The organism is Chryseobacterium sp. MYb7 (assembly GCF_002979455.1).
In the GTDB taxonomy this organism is placed as follows: domain Bacteria; phylum Bacteroidota; class Bacteroidia; order Flavobacteriales; family Weeksellaceae; genus Chryseobacterium.
In genome coordinates, this window is the sequence record NZ_PCOU01000008.1 from 114,976 (window position 1) to 132,724 (window position 17,749).

15 protein-coding genes are annotated in these 17,749 nt (G+C 36.0%); 9 read left to right on the forward strand and 6 right to left on the reverse strand.

Annotated features, from left to right (window positions below; genetic code table 11):
• The 4 genes from CQ046_RS08785 to fmt all read left to right on the forward strand — a co-directional run.
• Window positions 1–885: OmpA family protein (locus CQ046_RS08785; RefSeq protein ID WP_133166628.1), on the forward strand; the 885-nt coding region annotated here is incomplete at its 5' end.
• A gap of 214 nt (window positions 886–1,099) precedes the next feature.
• A complete protein-coding gene (locus CQ046_RS08790) occupies window positions 1,100–2,536 on the forward strand; it encodes an OmpA family protein (protein WP_105701898.1) in 1,437 nt (478 codons plus the stop codon).
• 78 nt (window positions 2,537–2,614) lie between these two features.
• Window positions 2,615–4,519 carry an ATP-dependent DNA helicase RecQ gene (locus CQ046_RS08795; RefSeq protein ID WP_105701899.1) on the forward strand — a complete coding sequence of 635 codons (1,905 nt, stop codon included), beginning with the start codon at window positions 2,615–2,617 and terminating at the stop codon, window positions 4,517–4,519.
• Between the two features lie 154 nt (window positions 4,520–4,673).
• Window positions 4,674–5,621: a methionyl-tRNA formyltransferase gene (gene fmt / locus CQ046_RS08800; RefSeq protein WP_105701900.1), complete on the forward strand. Its 948-nt coding sequence runs from the start codon at window positions 4,674–4,676 to the stop codon at window positions 5,619–5,621.
• A 79-nt stretch (window positions 5,622–5,700) separates the two neighbouring features.
• On the opposite strand, the gene CQ046_RS08805 is transcribed toward fmt, so the two are convergent.
• The 3 genes from CQ046_RS08805 to CQ046_RS08815 all read right to left on the reverse strand — a co-directional run bounded on the left by CQ046_RS08805 (window position 5,701) and on the right by CQ046_RS08815 (window position 8,565).
• Window positions 5,701–6,282 carry a Crp/Fnr family transcriptional regulator gene (locus CQ046_RS08805; protein ID WP_105701901.1) on the reverse strand — a complete coding sequence of 194 codons (582 nt, stop codon included), beginning with the start codon at window positions 6,280–6,282 and terminating at the stop codon, window positions 5,701–5,703.
• Between the two features lie 88 nt (window positions 6,283–6,370).
• Window positions 6,371–7,492 (reverse strand): 3,4-dihydroxy-2-butanone-4-phosphate synthase, encoded by a 1,122-nt coding sequence (gene ribB, locus CQ046_RS08810; protein ID WP_105701902.1) that lies wholly within the window; start codon window positions 7,490–7,492, stop codon window positions 6,371–6,373.
• Window positions 7,493–7,560: 68 nt separating this feature from the next.
• Complete coding sequence (locus tag CQ046_RS08815; protein WP_105701903.1) at window positions 7,561–8,565, reverse strand: LLM class flavin-dependent oxidoreductase; 1,005 nt, start codon at window positions 8,563–8,565, stop codon at window positions 7,561–7,563.
• A 323-nt stretch (window positions 8,566–8,888) separates the two neighbouring features.
• On the opposite strand from CQ046_RS08815, the gene CQ046_RS08820 reads away from it, so the two are divergent.
• Window positions 8,889–9,737, forward strand: a complete 849-nt coding sequence (locus tag CQ046_RS08820; protein WP_105701904.1) for a M12 family metallopeptidase — start codon at window positions 8,889–8,891, stop codon at window positions 9,735–9,737.
• A gap of 34 nt (window positions 9,738–9,771) precedes the next feature.
• On the opposite strand, the gene CQ046_RS08825 is transcribed toward CQ046_RS08820, so the two are convergent.
• Window positions 9,772–11,898: a helix-turn-helix domain-containing protein gene (locus CQ046_RS08825; RefSeq protein WP_105701905.1), complete on the reverse strand. Its 2,127-nt coding sequence runs from the start codon at window positions 11,896–11,898 to the stop codon at window positions 9,772–9,774.
• 82 nt (window positions 11,899–11,980) lie between these two features.
• On the opposite strand from CQ046_RS08825, the gene CQ046_RS08830 reads away from it, so the two are divergent.
• A complete protein-coding gene (locus tag CQ046_RS08830) occupies window positions 11,981–12,433 on the forward strand; it encodes a hypothetical protein (RefSeq protein WP_105701906.1) in 453 nt (150 codons plus the stop codon).
• 173 nt (window positions 12,434–12,606) lie between these two features.
• Here the strand turns inward: CQ046_RS08830 and CQ046_RS08835 are convergent, their stop codons facing one another.
• A complete protein-coding gene (locus tag CQ046_RS08835) occupies window positions 12,607–13,143 on the reverse strand; it encodes a gamma carbonic anhydrase family protein (protein ID WP_105701907.1) in 537 nt (178 codons plus the stop codon).
• A 163-nt stretch (window positions 13,144–13,306) separates the two neighbouring features.
• Between CQ046_RS08835 and CQ046_RS08840 the strand changes: the two genes are divergently transcribed.
• Genes CQ046_RS08840 through hemH form a run of 3 tightly spaced genes read left to right on the forward strand, consistent with a single transcriptional unit; the run spans window position 13,307 to window position 15,705 of the window.
• Window positions 13,307–14,185 (forward strand): NifU family protein, encoded by an 879-nt coding sequence (locus tag CQ046_RS08840; RefSeq protein WP_105701908.1) that lies wholly within the window; start codon window positions 13,307–13,309, stop codon window positions 14,183–14,185.
• 11 nt (window positions 14,186–14,196) lie between these two features.
• The gene (locus CQ046_RS08845; protein WP_105701909.1) at window positions 14,197–14,661 is read left to right on the forward strand and encodes an NADPH-dependent FMN reductase; all 465 of its coding nucleotides are present in this window, start codon (window positions 14,197–14,199) and stop codon (window positions 14,659–14,661) included.
• 15 nt (window positions 14,662–14,676) lie between these two features.
• A complete protein-coding gene (gene hemH, locus CQ046_RS08850; protein ID WP_105701910.1) occupies window positions 14,677–15,705 on the forward strand; it encodes a ferrochelatase in 1,029 nt (342 codons plus the stop codon).
• Window positions 15,706–15,783: 78 nt separating this feature from the next.
• Here the strand turns inward: hemH and CQ046_RS08855 are convergent, their stop codons facing one another.
• Window positions 15,784–17,748 (reverse strand): M4 family metallopeptidase, encoded by a 1,965-nt coding sequence (locus tag CQ046_RS08855; protein WP_105701911.1) that lies wholly within the window; start codon window positions 17,746–17,748, stop codon window positions 15,784–15,786.
• Between the last annotated feature and the right edge of the window lies 1 nt (window position 17,749).

The window sequence follows — 17,749 nt, forward strand, 5'->3', positions numbered from 1 at the left end:
GAAGGTAGATTGATGTATGTAGTAACAGGTGATGAAGAGTTTGATGGTGGTGGTGATGCTTACAGTGCTATCAACAAACGTTCTGAACAGGTTTCTGATAATTTCTTCAACGCTACTTTAGGGGTTTCTTTCAAATTAGGGAAACACGAATCACACTTAATGTGGCACGACCCACTTCAGGAAATTTATTACAAACTTGATGTACTGGCTAATAAAAATCAGGATATCGAAGTATGTAAAAAAGGAGATGCTGATAATGATGGAGTATGTGACGATTGGGACAGACAACTTGATACTCCTGCAGGAGCAAGAGTGGATGGTGCCGGAGTTGCTCTTGATACAGACTTAGATGGGGTAATTGACCTTTACGATAAGTGTGTAACAGTTCCTGGACCGGTTGAAAACAACGGATGTCCGGTAACTAAAAAAGACAACAACGAAACAGCTAAAGAAGTAGAAAGATCTTTAAAAGATATTTATTTCAATTTCAATAAAGCGACTATCAGACCAGAGTCTAACCAAAAATTAGATTTAGCGGCTTCTATCATTAAAGAAAATGGAGGTAACTACCTGTTAACAGGACATACTGATATTAAAGGAAGTGCAGCTTACAACTTAAGGCTATCTAAAGAAAGAGCTGCTGCAGTTGTAGGAGCTTTAGAAAGTAGAGGAATCAATGAAAATGTACTGAAATCAAAAGGTGTAGGTTCTTCAGAAGCAACGATCCCTGCATCAGCTTCAGATGCTGAAAGAATGGCAGACAGAAAAGTAACAGTAAGATTCATTGAAACATCAGAATGGGATGCTATCAAAAAGAAAGACTATGAAGATGCTCCTGTAAAAAAAGCTGTAAAAAAAGTTCCAGCTAAGAAAAAGAAAAAATAATTCTTAGATATACTATAAACCGGAAAGAATTATTCTTTTCGGTTCATTTTTTTTTCTACTACGAATTATTTTACATACCTTTATCATTATTTTCATGACAAATGGTATGAAACACATTAAAAATCAGCAAGTTTGTTTTGAGAAAAAATCAACACAAAATCACTTTTTAACGTAAAAAATCATTTAAAATAACTTAACTTAAAAAAATAACACTATGAAATTAAGTTTAGCAATTGTTGCATTTGCTTTGGCAATTCCTTCTGCCACTTATGCACAAGACTCAACGGCAGTTTCAAAAGGAGAGTATCCTAATACATTTTCTTCGGGATCTGCTAATGTTTCCCCATTCACCAATCAATCTAAAAGATTTAACGATTGGTCTATTTCTGCTGGGGTAGGTGTTCCACTTCTTCAGTCAGCGGATTTGACCTCTATCAAAAATGGTAATGGTAAAAACCTTTTCGGATATTCAGCTTATGTGAGTATTGATAAAGCAATTACCCATGCTTTTGGGATCAATTTACAATATGACAGAGGTGAAACCAGACAAGGATGGTTCAATACTAAAAATGCCGCACCAGATGCTTATGCAGTAGCAGCAAGAACTCAATACGATGCAATCTCAATCTTAGGAGATATCAATTTCTCTAACTTATTAAGAAGAGTTGATAATCATTCTCCTTACAGATGGGCTCTTCACGGGTATGCGGGTATCGGTACTATCGCTTACAGAGCATATCAAAAAGACATCAACGGACAGAGATTGATGACAGAAGTAAAGCCTTTCCAACTAGGTTCAATGTTCATGCAGGCTGGTACAGGTCTGAAGTTTAAAGTGAACAGAAGAATCGATATTGAAGGTAGATTGATGTATGTAGTAACAGGTGATGAAGAGTTTGATGGTGGTGGTGATGCTTACAGTGCTATCAACAAGCGTTCTGAGCAGGTTTCTGATAATTTCTTCAACGCTACTTTAGGGGTTTCTCTAAAACTTGGAAAACATGAATCTCATGTAATGTGGCATGATCCACTTCAGGAAATCTATTACAAACTGGATGTACTGGCTAATAAAAACCAGGATATCGAAGTATGTAAAAAAGGAGATGCTGATAATGATGGAGTATGCGACGATTGGGACAGACAACTTGATACTCCTGCAGGAGCAAGAGTGGATGGTGCCGGAGTTGCTCTTGATACAGACTTAGATGGGGTAATCGATCTTTACGATAAGTGTGTAACTGTTCCTGGGCCTGTTGAAAATAATGGATGTCCAGTAGCAACCACAGGACCTGTCGTAGAAACAGAAACTAAATTGGAAGGAATTGAATTTGATTTAAATTCTGACAGAATTTTACCTTCAAATACTCCAATCCTAAATAATGCTGTAAACTATATTAATTCTTCTAATGGTTCTTACAATGTAATCGGAGCTACTGATACAAGAGGTACTGATGCTTACAACCAAAAACTATCTGAAAGAAGAGCAAACAACGTTAAGAACTATCTGATCAAAAACGGTGTTCAAACAGGTAAACTACAGGCAGTAGGAAAAGGTGAAAAAGACCTTAAATACCCTGAGTGCGAACCAGCAACGAAGTGCCCTGAATGGAAAAACAGAGCCAACAGAAGAGTATACTTCGAAGCTAAATAATAAACTTATTGATATATTATATAAAAGTCACGCTATGCGTGGCTTTTTTTGTCATCATTCTTTCCTTACTTTTACAACATGATTTCTCCGCAGGATTTTCAAAAGCTCAAATATGATACTCTTAAGTATTTCTGGGGTTATACCGACTTCAGAGACTCTCAAGAAGAAATTATTAATGCCGTTATCAATGAAAAAGATACCCTGGTACTGTTACCCACAGGAGCAGGAAAATCTTTATGCTATCAATTACCTGCTTTGCTCAAAGAAGGAACCTGCCTCGTAGTTTCCCCTCTACTTGCATTGATGAAAGATCAGGTAAATCAGCTTAAATCCCGCGGTATAGAAGCAGAATATCTTTCATCTGAACTGGATGAATATGATGCAGAAACTATTTATGACCGATGTAAAGAAGGACTTACCAAATTACTTTATGTTTCTCCTGAAAGACTTACCAATAAACAGTTCATTCAGAATATGGAGGAAATTCAGCTATCCTTTATTGCGGTGGACGAAGCACACTGTATTTCAGAATGGGGTCAGGATTTCAGACCAAGTTATCAGAATATTAAAGGATTTAGAAGTAATAATCCTGAGATTCCCTGTCTTGCCCTGACCGCAACAGCAACTCCGAAAGTGCTGGAAGAAATTAAAAATAAACTGGAACTGAAAAAACCGTTTGTTTTCCAAAAAAGTTTCAAGAGAGAAAATATTAAAATTTTCAGTGATGAAGTATCCGATAAATTCCAGCGTGTTTTTGATATTTTAAAATATAGCAACGACTCTGGGATTGTTTATGTAAGAACCAGAAAAGAAGCAGAACTGCTGTCAGAATTCCTGAAAAAAAATCAACTTAAAAATGTAGATTATTTTCACGCCGGCTTGACAACCAAAGAAAAAAATGCAAGACAGCATCTTTGGAATAACAGTGATAATCATGTTCTTATTTCTACCAATGCCTTTGGAATGGGTATTGACAAAGACAATGTACGCTTTGTTATCCACTACTCTCCTGCTGCTTCTCTGGAAAACTATTATCAGGAAATCGGAAGAGCAGGAAGAGACGGAAAAGACAGTTTTGCCTTCATGCTTTGGAATAAACAGGAACTTCTGAATTTTGATCAGATTTTAAAAAACCAAACCCCCAATAAAGCAGAGTTTTTAAAGATCATCAGCTTCCTCTACTCTATTTTCCAGGTAGCAGAATTTGAACTTCCAGAAAAAACATTTCAGCTGAATACGCTGGGTATTCAGAATTTCACCAAACTGTCAAAAGCAAAAATTAATAATATTCTTAATTTTCTGCATAATCAAGAAATTATTTACTATAACGAAAACAAAAGTCTTTCTTCTCTGGAACTTTTTATTAAAGCCGATGAGATGGATCAATTACCACAAAAAGATGCCCATTTTATGGAGCTCCTTTTCCGTACTGTATCAGGAATTACGACTCACAAAGTAATGTTCAGTGAACAGCAGGTGAGTAATAAAATCAATATCAGCGTTCCTCTGATCAAGGAGCGCCTGAAAGAACTTCAGCAAAAGAATTATCTTGAATATATTGACGGTGCACTTTCCAGTATTAAATTTTTGAAGCCCCGCGACGAAAGGGCTGTAAATAATGCTTATTGGAAATTATTTGAACATATTCAGAGAAATAAAATCCAAAAATGGGAAGAGATGAAGTTTTACGTAGAAAACAATGATTATTGTAAAATGAAATTAATTCTAGCCTACTTTGGTGAAAAAAATCCCAAAAACTGTGGTCAATGTTCTGTTTGTGAAAAAAATAAACAATCTATGTTTGGGAAAAATATTTCTCAGCAGATCGTTAATTTATTAGCAAAAAAGCCAGCAACAATTGAAGAGCTTTCAATACAACTAAGCTATCATTCTAAAGAGAATATATTAGAAAATCTTATTTTTCTTTTAGATTCCGGAAAGGTAAGAATGCTGAACTTCAGAACGTATGAGCTGAATCATTAGCTATAATTAATAAGTAATGAGCAATAAATATAATATGTATAGATTTTTTAGATAAAAAATAAATATACCCATCCTATCCCTAAAACTATCATACCTTCCAACCCTAACATGCTAACATCCTTCGACTCTCAGATCAAAAACTTATCTTTGCAGTATGAAATCATTGAAAGTCGTTTTTTTAGGAACTCCTGAGTTTGCAAAAACTTCTTTGGAGGCAATCCATCAATCTCACCATCAGGTGGTAGGTGTAGTAACGGTAGCTGATAAAGCAAGTGGGCGTGGACAAAAGATTCACCAATCACCGGTAAAAATCTATGCTGAAGAAAATAATATTCCTGTTTTTCAACCGGAAAAGCTAAGGAATCCAGAGTTTCTGGAAGAACTAAGAAAACTGGATGCCGATGTTTTTGTGGTGGTAGCTTTCAGAATGATGCCTAAAGTACTTTTTGAAATGCCTAAAATGGGTACTTTCAATCTTCATGCTTCATTGCTTCCAGATTACAGAGGTGCTGCGCCTATTAATTATGCGGTTATCAACGGAGAAGAGAAATCCGGAGCAACTACTTTCTTTATTAATGAAAAAATTGATGAAGGAAATATTTTACTTCAGCAGGAAATGGAAATTTTACCTGATGAAAATGCGGGAAGCCTTCACGACAGATTAATGGAAATGGGTTCAGGGCTAGTTGTTAAAACCTTAGATGGGCTTGCTGAAAATGCCATTGAAGAAAAACCTCAGCCACAGGTAGAACATCCTAAAAATGCTTATAAGATTTTCAAAGAAGATACTAAAATCAATTGGGAGCAACCTTCAAAAACCGTTCATCAGTTTATCCTTGGAATGTCTCCTTATCCTGCAGCATTTACCACTTTAAAGATTGAAAACGAAGAAAAAGGGTTAAAAATATTTGGAGGGAAATTTGAAATTTCTGATCACGGGAAACCAGCAGGAACTTTAAATATTTCAAAGAATGAATTTAAAATTTATACTCTAGATGGAATATACTATCCACAGGAACTTCAGCTGGAAGGTAAAAAAAGAATGATGGTCAAAGATTTTCTGAATGGTTTCCGAAACTTTGATGGAATTTCATTAGCCTAAAAAATAAAATCATTATATATAAAAAAGTCCCCAAAGTTTTACTTATTAATACTTTTGGGACTTTTTTAATTTTTAACTATTAGCCTTTACTTACAATCTTCTTCCGGATTCTGCTTATAAACTCCGGTGTTACGCCCAGATAGGCTGCAATCTGAATATTGGTAAGACGGTGTGCTGTTTTTGGATAATCCTTTAAAAACTCCACATAACGTTCATCCGAGGGTTTATTCAGGTTATCAATAATCCTGCGTTGCAGTGCTATAATTGACTTTTGAAATTTGAGCCTCATTAATCTTTCAATCTCAGGCATTTCTGTATACAGTTTTTCTTTATTTTCTTTGGGAATAAGAAGAACCTCACTGTCCTCAAGCGCCTGAATATTGAGTTTTGATGGAATACGGTTGATAAAACTGTCAATATCGGAAATCCACCAGTTTTCAATTCCAAAATATAATATCTGTTCAGCAGCATTATGATGGGTATGAAAAACTTTCAGGCAGCCACTGATCACAAATCCTTCAAATTCACAGATCTCTCCTTCTTTCAAAAGAAAATCTTTTTTCTTTATTTTCCGAAGAATAAAAGCACTGCAGTATTTCTCCAGCTTTTCGTCTGAAATATCAATATATTCCCGGATGTGTTTTTTTAAGGGCTCAGTCATAGTTTAAAAATAAAAAAAGGTTTAGAAAAATCCTAAACCTTTTATTTCATATTATAAACAGTCAAAAGTGAATTTTGACTATTCTTTATTATAGCTGCACCAACTCAGTAACCTCTACATCATATCCTCCAACCTGAGGTTTGATATTAGGGTTTTGAGTGATTACTTTGAACTTGTTGATTCCTAAATTCTTTAAGATCTGCGTTCCGATTCCATAGTCTCTGTAATTGTACGCCAATGTAGGATGCTGCTCCTGACCGTCCTGATAGTTAAGGAACTGCTGAAGTTTTCTCAACGTATTTTCAGAGTTAGAAACGTTATTGATGAAAATAATAGCTCCTTTTCCTGCCTCATTTACCATATTGGTTACTTTTTCCAATAGCGGTTTCTCACCATTATTTAATCTGGTCAATACATCAAAATAAGAATCTGAAGACTGTACTCTTACCAAAACAGGTTCATCTACTGTCCATGCACCTTTAGTCAAAGCAAAGTGAATCTGATCATTGGAAGTTTCTCTGAAAGCATAAAAATCAAAATCACCGTAATGCGTTTTTACTTTTTTCTCTTCAAGTCTTTCTACCAGATTTCCTTTTTTAAGCTGATAATGGATCAGATCTTCAATAGAAACGATCTTCATATCATGCTTTTGAGCAAATGCATGAAGTTCAGGCAAACGAGACATTGTACCATCTTCATTCATGATCTCACAGATCACTCCTCCTTCTTTCAATCCTGATAAATGAGTAAGATCAATAGCTGCTTCAGTATGTCCGGCTCTTTTCAATACTCCTCCTTTTCTTGCACGAAGCGGGAAAATGTGGCCAGGTCTCATAAAATCTGTAGGTTTGGATTTTTCATCCATCAGTGCTAAAATAGTTTTTGCTCTGTCACCTGCAGAAATTCCCGTAGATGTTCCATTACCTAGAAGGTCAACCGATACAGTGAAAGCAGTTTCTTTAGGATCACTGCTTCTGCTTACCATTACTTCAAGGCCAAGTTCATCACATCTTTTTTCCGGAAGCGGCATACAGATCAGTCCTCTTCCGTGAAGGGCCATAAAATTGATAATTTCCGGCGTTGTCAGTTCTGCAGCGCAAAGAAAATCGCCTTCATTTTCTCTGTCTTCATCATCTACTACTATGATTATTTTACCATTTTTAAGGTCTTCAATAGCCTCTGGAATAGTATTTAATTTAATATCGGACATTTTTACTTTTTATTTTTGCAAAGATACTCATAAAAATAAGCATCTGCCAACTAATTATGAATGGTTTGTTAAGCTTTGGATAAGGAGTTAGCCACCTCTCTGAAAATCTCGTAAGATCTCAATCTTTTCTGATGATCGTAGATATGTGAATTGATCATCAGCTCATCAACCTGGAATCTTTCCTGAAAATCTCTAAGCTTTTCCTGAACTTCAGCCTGATCACCAATAAAAGTATATCTCAACTTCTGAAGCACCATAGATTTTTCCATTGGAGACCAGATTTCATCCATATCATCCACTGGTGGCGCAAAAGGCTTTCTGTCGTTTCTTACAATATTAATGAATGCCTGAAATAAGGTAGTCGAAATTTTATGAGCTTCTTCCGAAGTTTCTGCTGCTACACCGTTTACGCAGGCAATGATATAAGGTTTATCTGCGTATTTTGACGGTTCAAAATGTTCTCTGTATATTTTAAAAGCCATTTCCATCTGTTCCGGAGCAAAATGTCCTGCAAATGCATAAGGTAATCCCAATTCCGCAGCCAGCCACGCACTATCTGTACTTGATCCCAGAATATAAAGTGGAACATCCAAACCTTCTCCGGGAATAGCACGAACCATCGCATCTGAATTTTCTTTGGAGAAATATCTTTGAAGTTCAAGAATTTGTCTTGGAAACTGTTCATTGATGATGGCTGGGTTTCTTCCTAAAGCCTGAGCTGTCAACCCATCCGTTCCTGGTGCTCTTCCTAATCCGAGATCGATTCTTCCGGGAAATAAAGACTCCAAAGTTCCGAACTGTTCTGCAATAATCAGAGAACTGTGGTTGGGAAGCATAATTCCTCCGGAACCTACTCTGATTTTTTTCGTTCCATTGGCAATGAAACCTATTAGAACAGAAGTTGCTGAGCTTGCAATACTTTCCATATTGTGATGCTCGGCCAGCCAGAATCTTTTATAGTTTAAATTTTCAGCGTGATTGGCTAATGATAAGCTATCCTGAAAAGTATCATGAATGCTTTTGCCTTGCTTTACTGGTGCAAGATCTAAAACAGAAATTTCAAAATTTTTCATATTGAGATCGTTAATTTTTTCGAAAGGTGATAAAAAATCTCCTTCGACAATTTCATAATTCTAAATTCGGCTCTTAAAGAACCAAACAAATTTAAAACATAAAAACCGCATTAGTTACTTTTTGTAATTAATAAAAACAATTGATCAGTTCAGGGAAAAACTATTGGAATAGAATTTTTGTTCACTAGAATTTATTTATGTGATGTTTTAGTTTCAGATTCTAAAAATCATTTATACCATGAAAAACATACTTTAACATTAATAATTCAATAAAAAGAGAAATATTTACTATATTCGTATACCAAATCTTAAAAAACTTTAATATGAACAAACAATCAAACAGTCTGTTTTATCGACAGATCCTGACAGGGAAAACTATCTTTATGAGTTTTATTATAGCTGCAACATTATCATCCTGCAGCAAAAACAATGAGGAAATTACCTCTGAAGCTCAAACGAATGCCTTCAATGCAGACAATCTTAAAAAAGGACAACTGAATGGCCAGGATATTACCTATGAGAGAAAAAACGGAATGAATTTTTTTGAGGGAGATATGATTCTTTCAGACAAACAACTATCCGAAGGCAGCCAAACTAATAAAGGAGGTGCCAGTTTTTCCAGATGGCCAAGCGGTAAAATTTATTATACTATTGCCAGTAACATGGGCTCAATCAACGTTAATAAAATTAATTCTGCGATCAGTGAGTATAACAATAAAACCAATACTCAATGGATCTACCGCACCAATCAGTCTAATTATGTTGAATTTATATTCGGAAGTTCATCCGGGTCAGATGGCTGGGCTCATATCGGATATCAGGGTGGAAAACAAAATGTTTCTTTAGATCAATATATTTCTGTAGGATCAGTTATTCATGAGATGGGACATACGGTAGGACTTTACCATGAACATACGCGTAAAGATAGGGATCAGTATGTAAAAATCCTGTGGAACAATATCCAAAGCGGACAGTCTCATAATTTTAATATCTATAGTTCTGGTACAGATATAGGGTCTTTCAATATTAATTCGGTGATGATGTATTGGCCGACCTCATATTCTAAAAACGGACAGCCAACCATTACCAGAGCTGACAACAGCAGTTTTACCTATAACAGAACCGGATTTACAACCGGAGACATCAATACCATTAATGCAATGTATCCTTAGTTTTAAAAATTCATATCAAATCAAAAAAGAACTCCTAGGAGTTCTTTTCTTTTTTATAATTGTAATGATTGATTAAAATCCTGATTTCGTTAAATTCAAAAGTGCTTGGCAGTGCATTTTTCCATTCGGTTAATGTTTCGTGTGGATTTTTGTAGAACTCATCTTCAAAAGCCTTGATCTTATCTGAAGTGATAACTCTGGCAATATCCAGCAAACCCTGTTCTGCAAATTTGGCAAGATGTCCAATTACTGTTTCCTTCACCAACCCTCTTTCTAAAGCAATTTCACCAATAGTTTTTCCTTGCTCAAATAATTGAAAGGTTAAAACCTGTGACGGAACTTTGGCAATTTTCAAATTGATTTCTTTATCATTCTTTTCATCTAAAAGTTTCGTTTCAAGAAGGTGAATATCTCTCAAGCTATTCAGATATTCTTCAATGTCTTCCAGCCAGTTTTTGAATTCTTCGTTATATTGTTTTAAGCCTTTCGCCCCTTTTATTTCGGCATAGAAATCTTTCAAAGGATCAAAAATCTTATTTCTGATTTCTATAAAAAAGAAATTAACCGCTCCTTTTGATTTACTTTCAATCTCAGACCACTCTTCTTTCTGTTCAATAAAATTATTAACCTTTTGAAAAATGATGCGTTCCAGTTTTTCAAATATTTTCCCAAGATTTACTGCTTCATGTTTCAATTGAAGATAAAGCTGTTTGGTTTTAACATGGTCAATATTCTTGGTAACAATCGAAAGGTTATTCCACTCCTCCACTTCTTTCAAAAACCATGTACAATCCAGTGTACGAAGTACTTTTCTGATGCTGTAATCATATTTTTCCTGATTCAGAATGGCTTCCACATGGTCGTTGGCAATTGTATCGGTGTGAAAATGTAAAATTCTGTTATCCTTGAAAATAACTTCAGGGGTAATTTTTGATTTTAAAACAATTCCTTCCAACGTTCTGCAACGGGATAAAGCGACATATACCTGACCGGCAGTAAAACTTTTCCCTGCATCAATAATAACTTTATCAAATGTCAACCCCTGACTTTTATGGATCGTTACAGCCCATGCAAGCTTGATTGGAAACTGTTCAAAACTTCCCAACACTTCTTCTTTGATATTTTTATCGGTATCAAGGAAATATTTTTTCTGTTCCCAGGTTTCTCTTTTTACAACAATTTCTCTCTCGCTTTCGTCCAGTACAACACGGATTTCATTTTCATCCAATCCAATGATTTCTCCCAGTTTTCCGTTAAAATATTTCTTTTCGCCGGAAATATCGTTTCGGATAAACATGACCTGAGCTCCGATTTTAAGCTCCAAAAACTGCTCATTTGGAAACTGATTTTCTTTAAAATCACCTACAAGTTTCGCCTCATACGTTTGAGGATCCACTTTAATCTCTGCCAGTTTCTCCTGATTAATTTCATCTGCCATTTTGTTGTGAGAACACAGATAAACGTAAGATTCTTTCCCCATATCAAAGTCAGGATCATACCTTTCATTGAGATGATTAAAATCTATATTATCTACGTCACCGTCACGGATAGCATTCAGAATTTCCAAAAACTCTTCGTCAGACTGTCTGTACACTTTTGTAAGTTCAATGGTAACGATAGGGATTTCTTTAATGGCATGACTGTCAAAAAAGAAAGGTGAATTGTAGTACATTTTCAGAATATGCTCATCCCTCACTACCGGAGGAAGCTGAAACAAATCCCCGATGAAAAGCATCTGCACCCCTCCAAATCTCTGATTATTCCTTCTGATAAATCTCAAAGAAAAATCCATCATATCCAGAACGTCTGCTCTAAGCATCGAAACCTCATCTATGATAATGATCTCAACTTCTCTGAGAAGTTTCAATTTATCTTTACGGTATTTGAAATGGGGCATCAGATCGGCAATATTATTGGCCAAACTGGTATCTATCCTTTCTGTTGTAGGAAGAAAGGTTCTCAACGGCAGTCCAAACATAGAATGGATGGTTACCCCACCTGCATTGATCGCAGCAATTCCCGTGGGAGCTATTACGATATGCTTTTTCTTTGTTCGTCTTACAAAATCGTTAAGAAATGTCGTTTTTCCTGTTCCGGCTTTCCCGGTTAAAAAAACGCTTCTGTTGGTATATTCTATTAAGTCAAAAAAATGATTGTTCATCGTTGTCAAAAATACGGAAATGAATTTGAATTTCTTACCTTGGCATAAGTTTTGAAAAATTATAAAAAGAAAAAAGTTTATTGTGAAAAAATTATTCTTTCAAGTTCCGGCAATAGTATTATGTACTACATTAACTCTGGTTTCATGTAATACATCAAAGAATACCAATACTAATCTTCCCGTTGATATTGCCAACAGGCCTCCCGATGAAGACAGTCAAAAATACGAGCAGGCACAGCTCGACAGACTAAAAGCATCGATTGAATCTGAAGTATCGGGGGAAAAATGTACCGACGTCAGTGAATGGGCATTTGCTCCTATGGGGGCAAAATCTTGTGGCGGACCTCAACAATATATTGCTTATCCCAAGAAAATAGAAACCGCTTTCTTACAGAGAGTGAACGATTATACGGATAAAGTAAGGGCTTTTAATGAAAAATATAATATTATGCCCGACTGTGTGGCGATTACTCCACCTACATCTCTAAAATGTATTCATGGAAAGGTAAGGCTGATCACGCCTGATCCCAACTAACACTAAAGCAAAGGTTCAATATCAAATCGAAACAAGCTCTGTCTATGGACGGAGCTTTTATATTTATTTTGGTACGTCAATAGTGAATTTTGCTTCGCAAGTGAATGGTTAATTTCTGTATTAAAAAAATTGACAAGCACAGCGAATTGACTATTTACTATTCACTTGACAGGCTAGAATTGGTGATCCTTTACATTTTCTTTATACCACGAAGAATATTTCACGTAGTTATCTGCAATTCTGTTCACTTCTCCTTCCAATAGTTGGGCATTGATATCTTTGATTTTTCTTGCCGGAACTCCGCCCCAAACTTCTCCAGATTTTATATGGGTACCCTGAGTAACAACAGATCCTGCTCCTACAATAGAATTCTCTTCTACAAGGCAGTCGTCCATTACAATAGCGCCCATTCCAATCAGAACATTATCTTTAATGGTACATCCATGCACAATCGCATTATGCCCAATAGAAACATTATTACCGATATTCAGAGGGTGTTTCTTGTAAGTACAATGCAGCATTGCATTATCCTGAACATTCACCTTATCACCCATTTTGATATAATGAACATCTCCTCTGATTACCGCATTATACCAAACGCTGCAATCTCTTCCCATGGTAACATCACCAATAATGGTAGCGGTTTCTGCTAAAAAAGTGTTTTCTCCAATCTGTGGTGCTTTTCCTAAGAGTTCTTTTATAAGTGCCATAAGTATTAATTTGAAAATTTAAAAATAGGCCAATTTGAAAATTAAAATATACTATCTTTTTATGTATATAAGTTCTAAATTACAGTGATAGCAAAAATCTAACTCTCAATTTTCAGCTTCTAACTTCTAATGCGTATTTTTGTATCTCAAATTTAACGAAAAAATGCGTACCGTACTTATAGAACCTACCGAAAACCCAAAAGTAATGAAATTCGTTACAGATTACAATCTCATTCCCGGGTCTTTAGAGTTGGACAGAAATTCAGATATCTCAGAAATTCCTTTAGCTCAGGAACTTTTCAATTATCCGTTTGTGGAAAGAATTTTCATTACGGCTAATTTTGTGGCTGTAGCAAAACAGGATACGATAGAATGGGAACATGTAGCTGAAAGTCTGAAAAATGTAATTGAGGACGAATTATTGGCCAACCCAAGAATTTATCTTCAGAAGAAAAAAGAAATGTATCAGATTTATGCTGAAATGACTCCGAATCCTAATGTAATGAAATTTGTTTCGAGCAAATTACTGATGGAGGGTTTTGTGGAAGTAAAATCAAGAGATGCAGCTGAGGGAGTTCCTTTGGCAGAAGCTATTTTTAAAGAATTTGATTTTGCAACGGAAGTTTTCATTTCTGACAATTTCGTAGCGGTTACAAGAAATAATTCTGTAGAATGGCACCAGGTAATGATGGCTGTTCGTGGTCTTATTGCTGAATATCTTCAGAATGGAGGTGAAATTGCTAATATTGAACCTCAGAAGCATGAAAACCCTGTTGAAAAGATTATCAACAGAGATTATACAGAAGATGAGCAGAAAATTTCTGACATTTTAAATGAATATGTAGCTCCTGCTGTAGAAAATGACGGTGGAAAGATTTCTTTAATGGAATATGATCAGGAGAATAAAACAGCAAAAATGCTTTTACAGGGAGCTTGTTCAGGCTGCCCAAGTTCTACTGCTACTTTGAAAAACGGAATTGAAAATATCTTAAAGCAATTCGTTCCTGATTTAGTAGAAAGAGTGGAAGCTGTAAACGGATAATAATAGCTGAAATGCCTCACGGAAAGAAAATTGTAGTCATTATTGGAAGTGCTTCAGAAAATTCCAGCAACCTGAGATTGATGGATCAGGTAATGGAAAATATGAACAATATTGATTTCCAGATGTACAGTGATCTTTCTGTTCTTCCCCATTTTGATACTGCTTTAACGGATCAGAATACTCCCGAAGAGGTCTTAAAACTGAGAGAAGATATTAAAAATTCATCGGGAGTGATATTTTCTACTACAATCTTTTCTGAAAAACCTGTAGCTGTGATTACGGCTTCAGCCAGTGGAGAAAAAGGCCATGAAGAGTTGTTATTGATTTTAAAAACTCTGGGTGTGACAGCAGATGATAAACATCAGGCATTAATAAAGGGAATAAAAGGCAAATTTGACAGCAATGGCTTACTGGAAAGTAATACCTTTGCTAAAGTATCAAAATTAGTAACAGATTTTACAACTTCTGTTTCATAATTAAAATTTAGAATATTGAATAAGAAAGGAATTTTACTGGTCAACCTCGGATCACCGAGATCAACCTCTGTAAACGACGTAAAGGAATATCTTGATGAATTTTTGATGGATGAGAGAGTGATTGATTACCGTTGGATCTTTCGTGCTCTTCTTGTACAGGGAATTATCCTGAAAACAAGACCTGCCAAATCTGCTGAAGCCTATAAAACGGTTTGGACAGATCAGGGTTCTCCATTAATTGTTATCACGGAACAAATTCAGAAAAAACTTCAGAAAGTGGTAGATGTTCCGGTGGAAATCGGGATGAGATATGCGCAGCCAAGTATTGAAGCAGGAATTCAAAAGCTGGTAGATCAGGGAGTCACAGAAATTGTACTTTTCCCTTTGTACCCTCAATATGCTATGAGTACTACGGAAACGGTGATTGAAAAGGCCGAAGAAGTAAGAAAAAAGAATTTCCCAACAATCAAGATCAATTATATTCAGCCTTTTTACAACAGAGATATTTATATCAACTGTCTGGCAGAAAGTATTAAAGAAAAACTTCCGGAAAATTTTGATGCCCTGCAGTTTTCTTATCATGGAGTTCCAGAGAGACATATTTATAAAACAGATCCTACAAAGACCTGTAATCTTAATGACTGCTGTTCCAGAGAAGATAACCCGAGTCATCAGTTCTGCTATCGTCATCAGTGTTACAAAACAACACAGCTTGTGATTGAAAAGCTAAATTTACCTAAGGAGAAAACCATCGTTTCTTTCCAGTCAAGATTAGGAAAAGACAAGTGGATTGAGCCTTATACAGATGAAACACTGGAAACAAATGGTAAAAGAGGAGTAAAAAATCTGGCTATTGTCTGCCCTGCTTTTGTTTCTGACTGCCTTGAGACTCTGGAAGAAATTTCCGTAGAAGGGAAAGAGCAGTTCATGCATGGAGGTGGTGAAAATTTCCATTATATTCCATGTCTGAATGACGAAGACCGATGGATTGATGTTGTAAAAATACTTTGTGAAGAAAAACTGAATGATTTCTATTTGGTATAATTCACTTGAATCAAAATATACAAAAGGCCACAAGAACTAACTTGTGGCCTTTTTGATGAATATATTAAAATTTGGTGTTTACTTTTTAATAAGGTTTCCAGCTTTTTGTCCGTTTACTGTTACAATATATACTCCTGGAAGCATATTGGAAGGTAACTGGATATTCACTTTATTGATACCGTCTGTAAGCTCAACTTTTTCAGAAATTTCTTTCTTACCTGTAAGGCTTACCAGTTCTACAATTCCTTTTCCGGCTTTACCTTCAAAGTTTACAGTAAACCTGTCTGTTGCAGGGTTTGGACTTATTGTATAAAGCTGAGTATCTGTAGCGGCTACTTTTCCTGCTGCAGAAGTTCCGCCTCCTACACCTACTGCATTCCAAGCGTTTTTAACCTGAGTTACTTCATTGCTGGTTGCTCCATACAAATCAGTAGCTGCCTGGATAGAATACGTTCTTGCATTGGCATAGTTGGATGATGATGTCAGATAGGTTGTTAATGTTCTGTAAGCAATAGCTCCTGCCTTATCTAATCCTATTCCGGTAACATTATAAGCAAAGCTGTTATCGTTCGTACCAGAACCTCCTGTTACCAATAAATAATACCAGAAGTTAAGCACTCCCGAATTGGTATGCACCCAGCATGAATCATTATATCCAGGTAGATTAGGATTTCCCTGAGGAGTACAAGAACTGCTTGCATCTTTCCAGTATTTTCCTTTATAAGTATCCGGCTGGCTATAAGCATTTGGATTTGCCATATCTCTGATTACATAACTGAAATCTTCACCCAGTGTCCAGCTTGCCTGAGTAGGTCTTGCCCAACGTTCTATTGAGTTTCCAAAAACATCAGAAAAACCTTCATTCAATGCTCCGGATTCTCTCTGGTAAGCAAGATTGGCTGTTTTAGAAGTCATACCGTGAGTAATTTCGTGCCCACAAACATCAAGAGCTGTTAATGGTTTACCTCCGTTTGTTGTAGAACTTCCATCTCCATAGGTCATTCTTGAACCATCCCAAAATGCATTGAAATAATTAGTAGAATAATGTACGTAAGATTTGATTGCAAAATTATTGTTATCTATACTTTTTCTACCGAATTTTGTATAGTAATAATCCAGGGTCATTTCTGCTCCCCAATGAGCATCGGTAGCATACTGATCTTTGTTGGTGTTCACATTATTCCATACATTATCTGTGTCTGTAAAATCTACTGCTGTTGAATAATTGGTTCCTTTTTTCAGGTTGTATGTTTCTACTGAGGTACCTCCGTTTCTTCCGGTTTCTCTTAATCTGTAGCTTCCGTTATAAGAATCCGCAACAATAGATCTGCTTCCGCTGTACGCTGTTGTAGCTGTTCCCGGAGTATTTACTTCGTGGATGATGGCATCCGTTCCCAGTATTTTACCATTTTTAGCATCTACAAAAACATACTGTCTGCTTAATGGTTTTTCCGCATAAATATCGAATTTATAAGCGAGTGTTAAGTCATTCAGTTTTTCATCTGTCGGATCTGAATAATATACCAATTCACCTTTAGGAGCAAAGCTTGCATCGGCATTTTTAGAGTCTTTTTTAAGAAAATCTTCTTCTTCTCTATTCTGCCATTTGTAGGATTCTGCCCCTATGAATGATAAAGCATTTTGCAGTGCAATGTTTTCAGAAAGATTGGCTTTCTTTTCAACTCCCTTCGGAACATTAAGAACCCATTTTCCTGATTGTCCTACGATTTTTCCGTCTTTTGTCTGTACAGCCATCATTCCGTATTCTACAGGAATATCGTTTACGGTCTGTTGGAATCTATGAGTTTCAAAACCCAATGCATCCCTCTCTAGACCTAACTTAAGTCCTTGTCCCTGAGAAAGCCTTTGTGATGCTTCATCAAATAAAACAGGGCTTCCCTGGAAAGCCGGTGCATTTTTGTCGAATCTCATAAAATCTGCGTGTAGTCCGCTTTTACCTGGATCTAATTTTGATGGTGTGTTTTGTGCAGAAACAAAAGAGAAGGCAGCAATGCTTGCCACTAAGATAAATTTCGTTTTCATA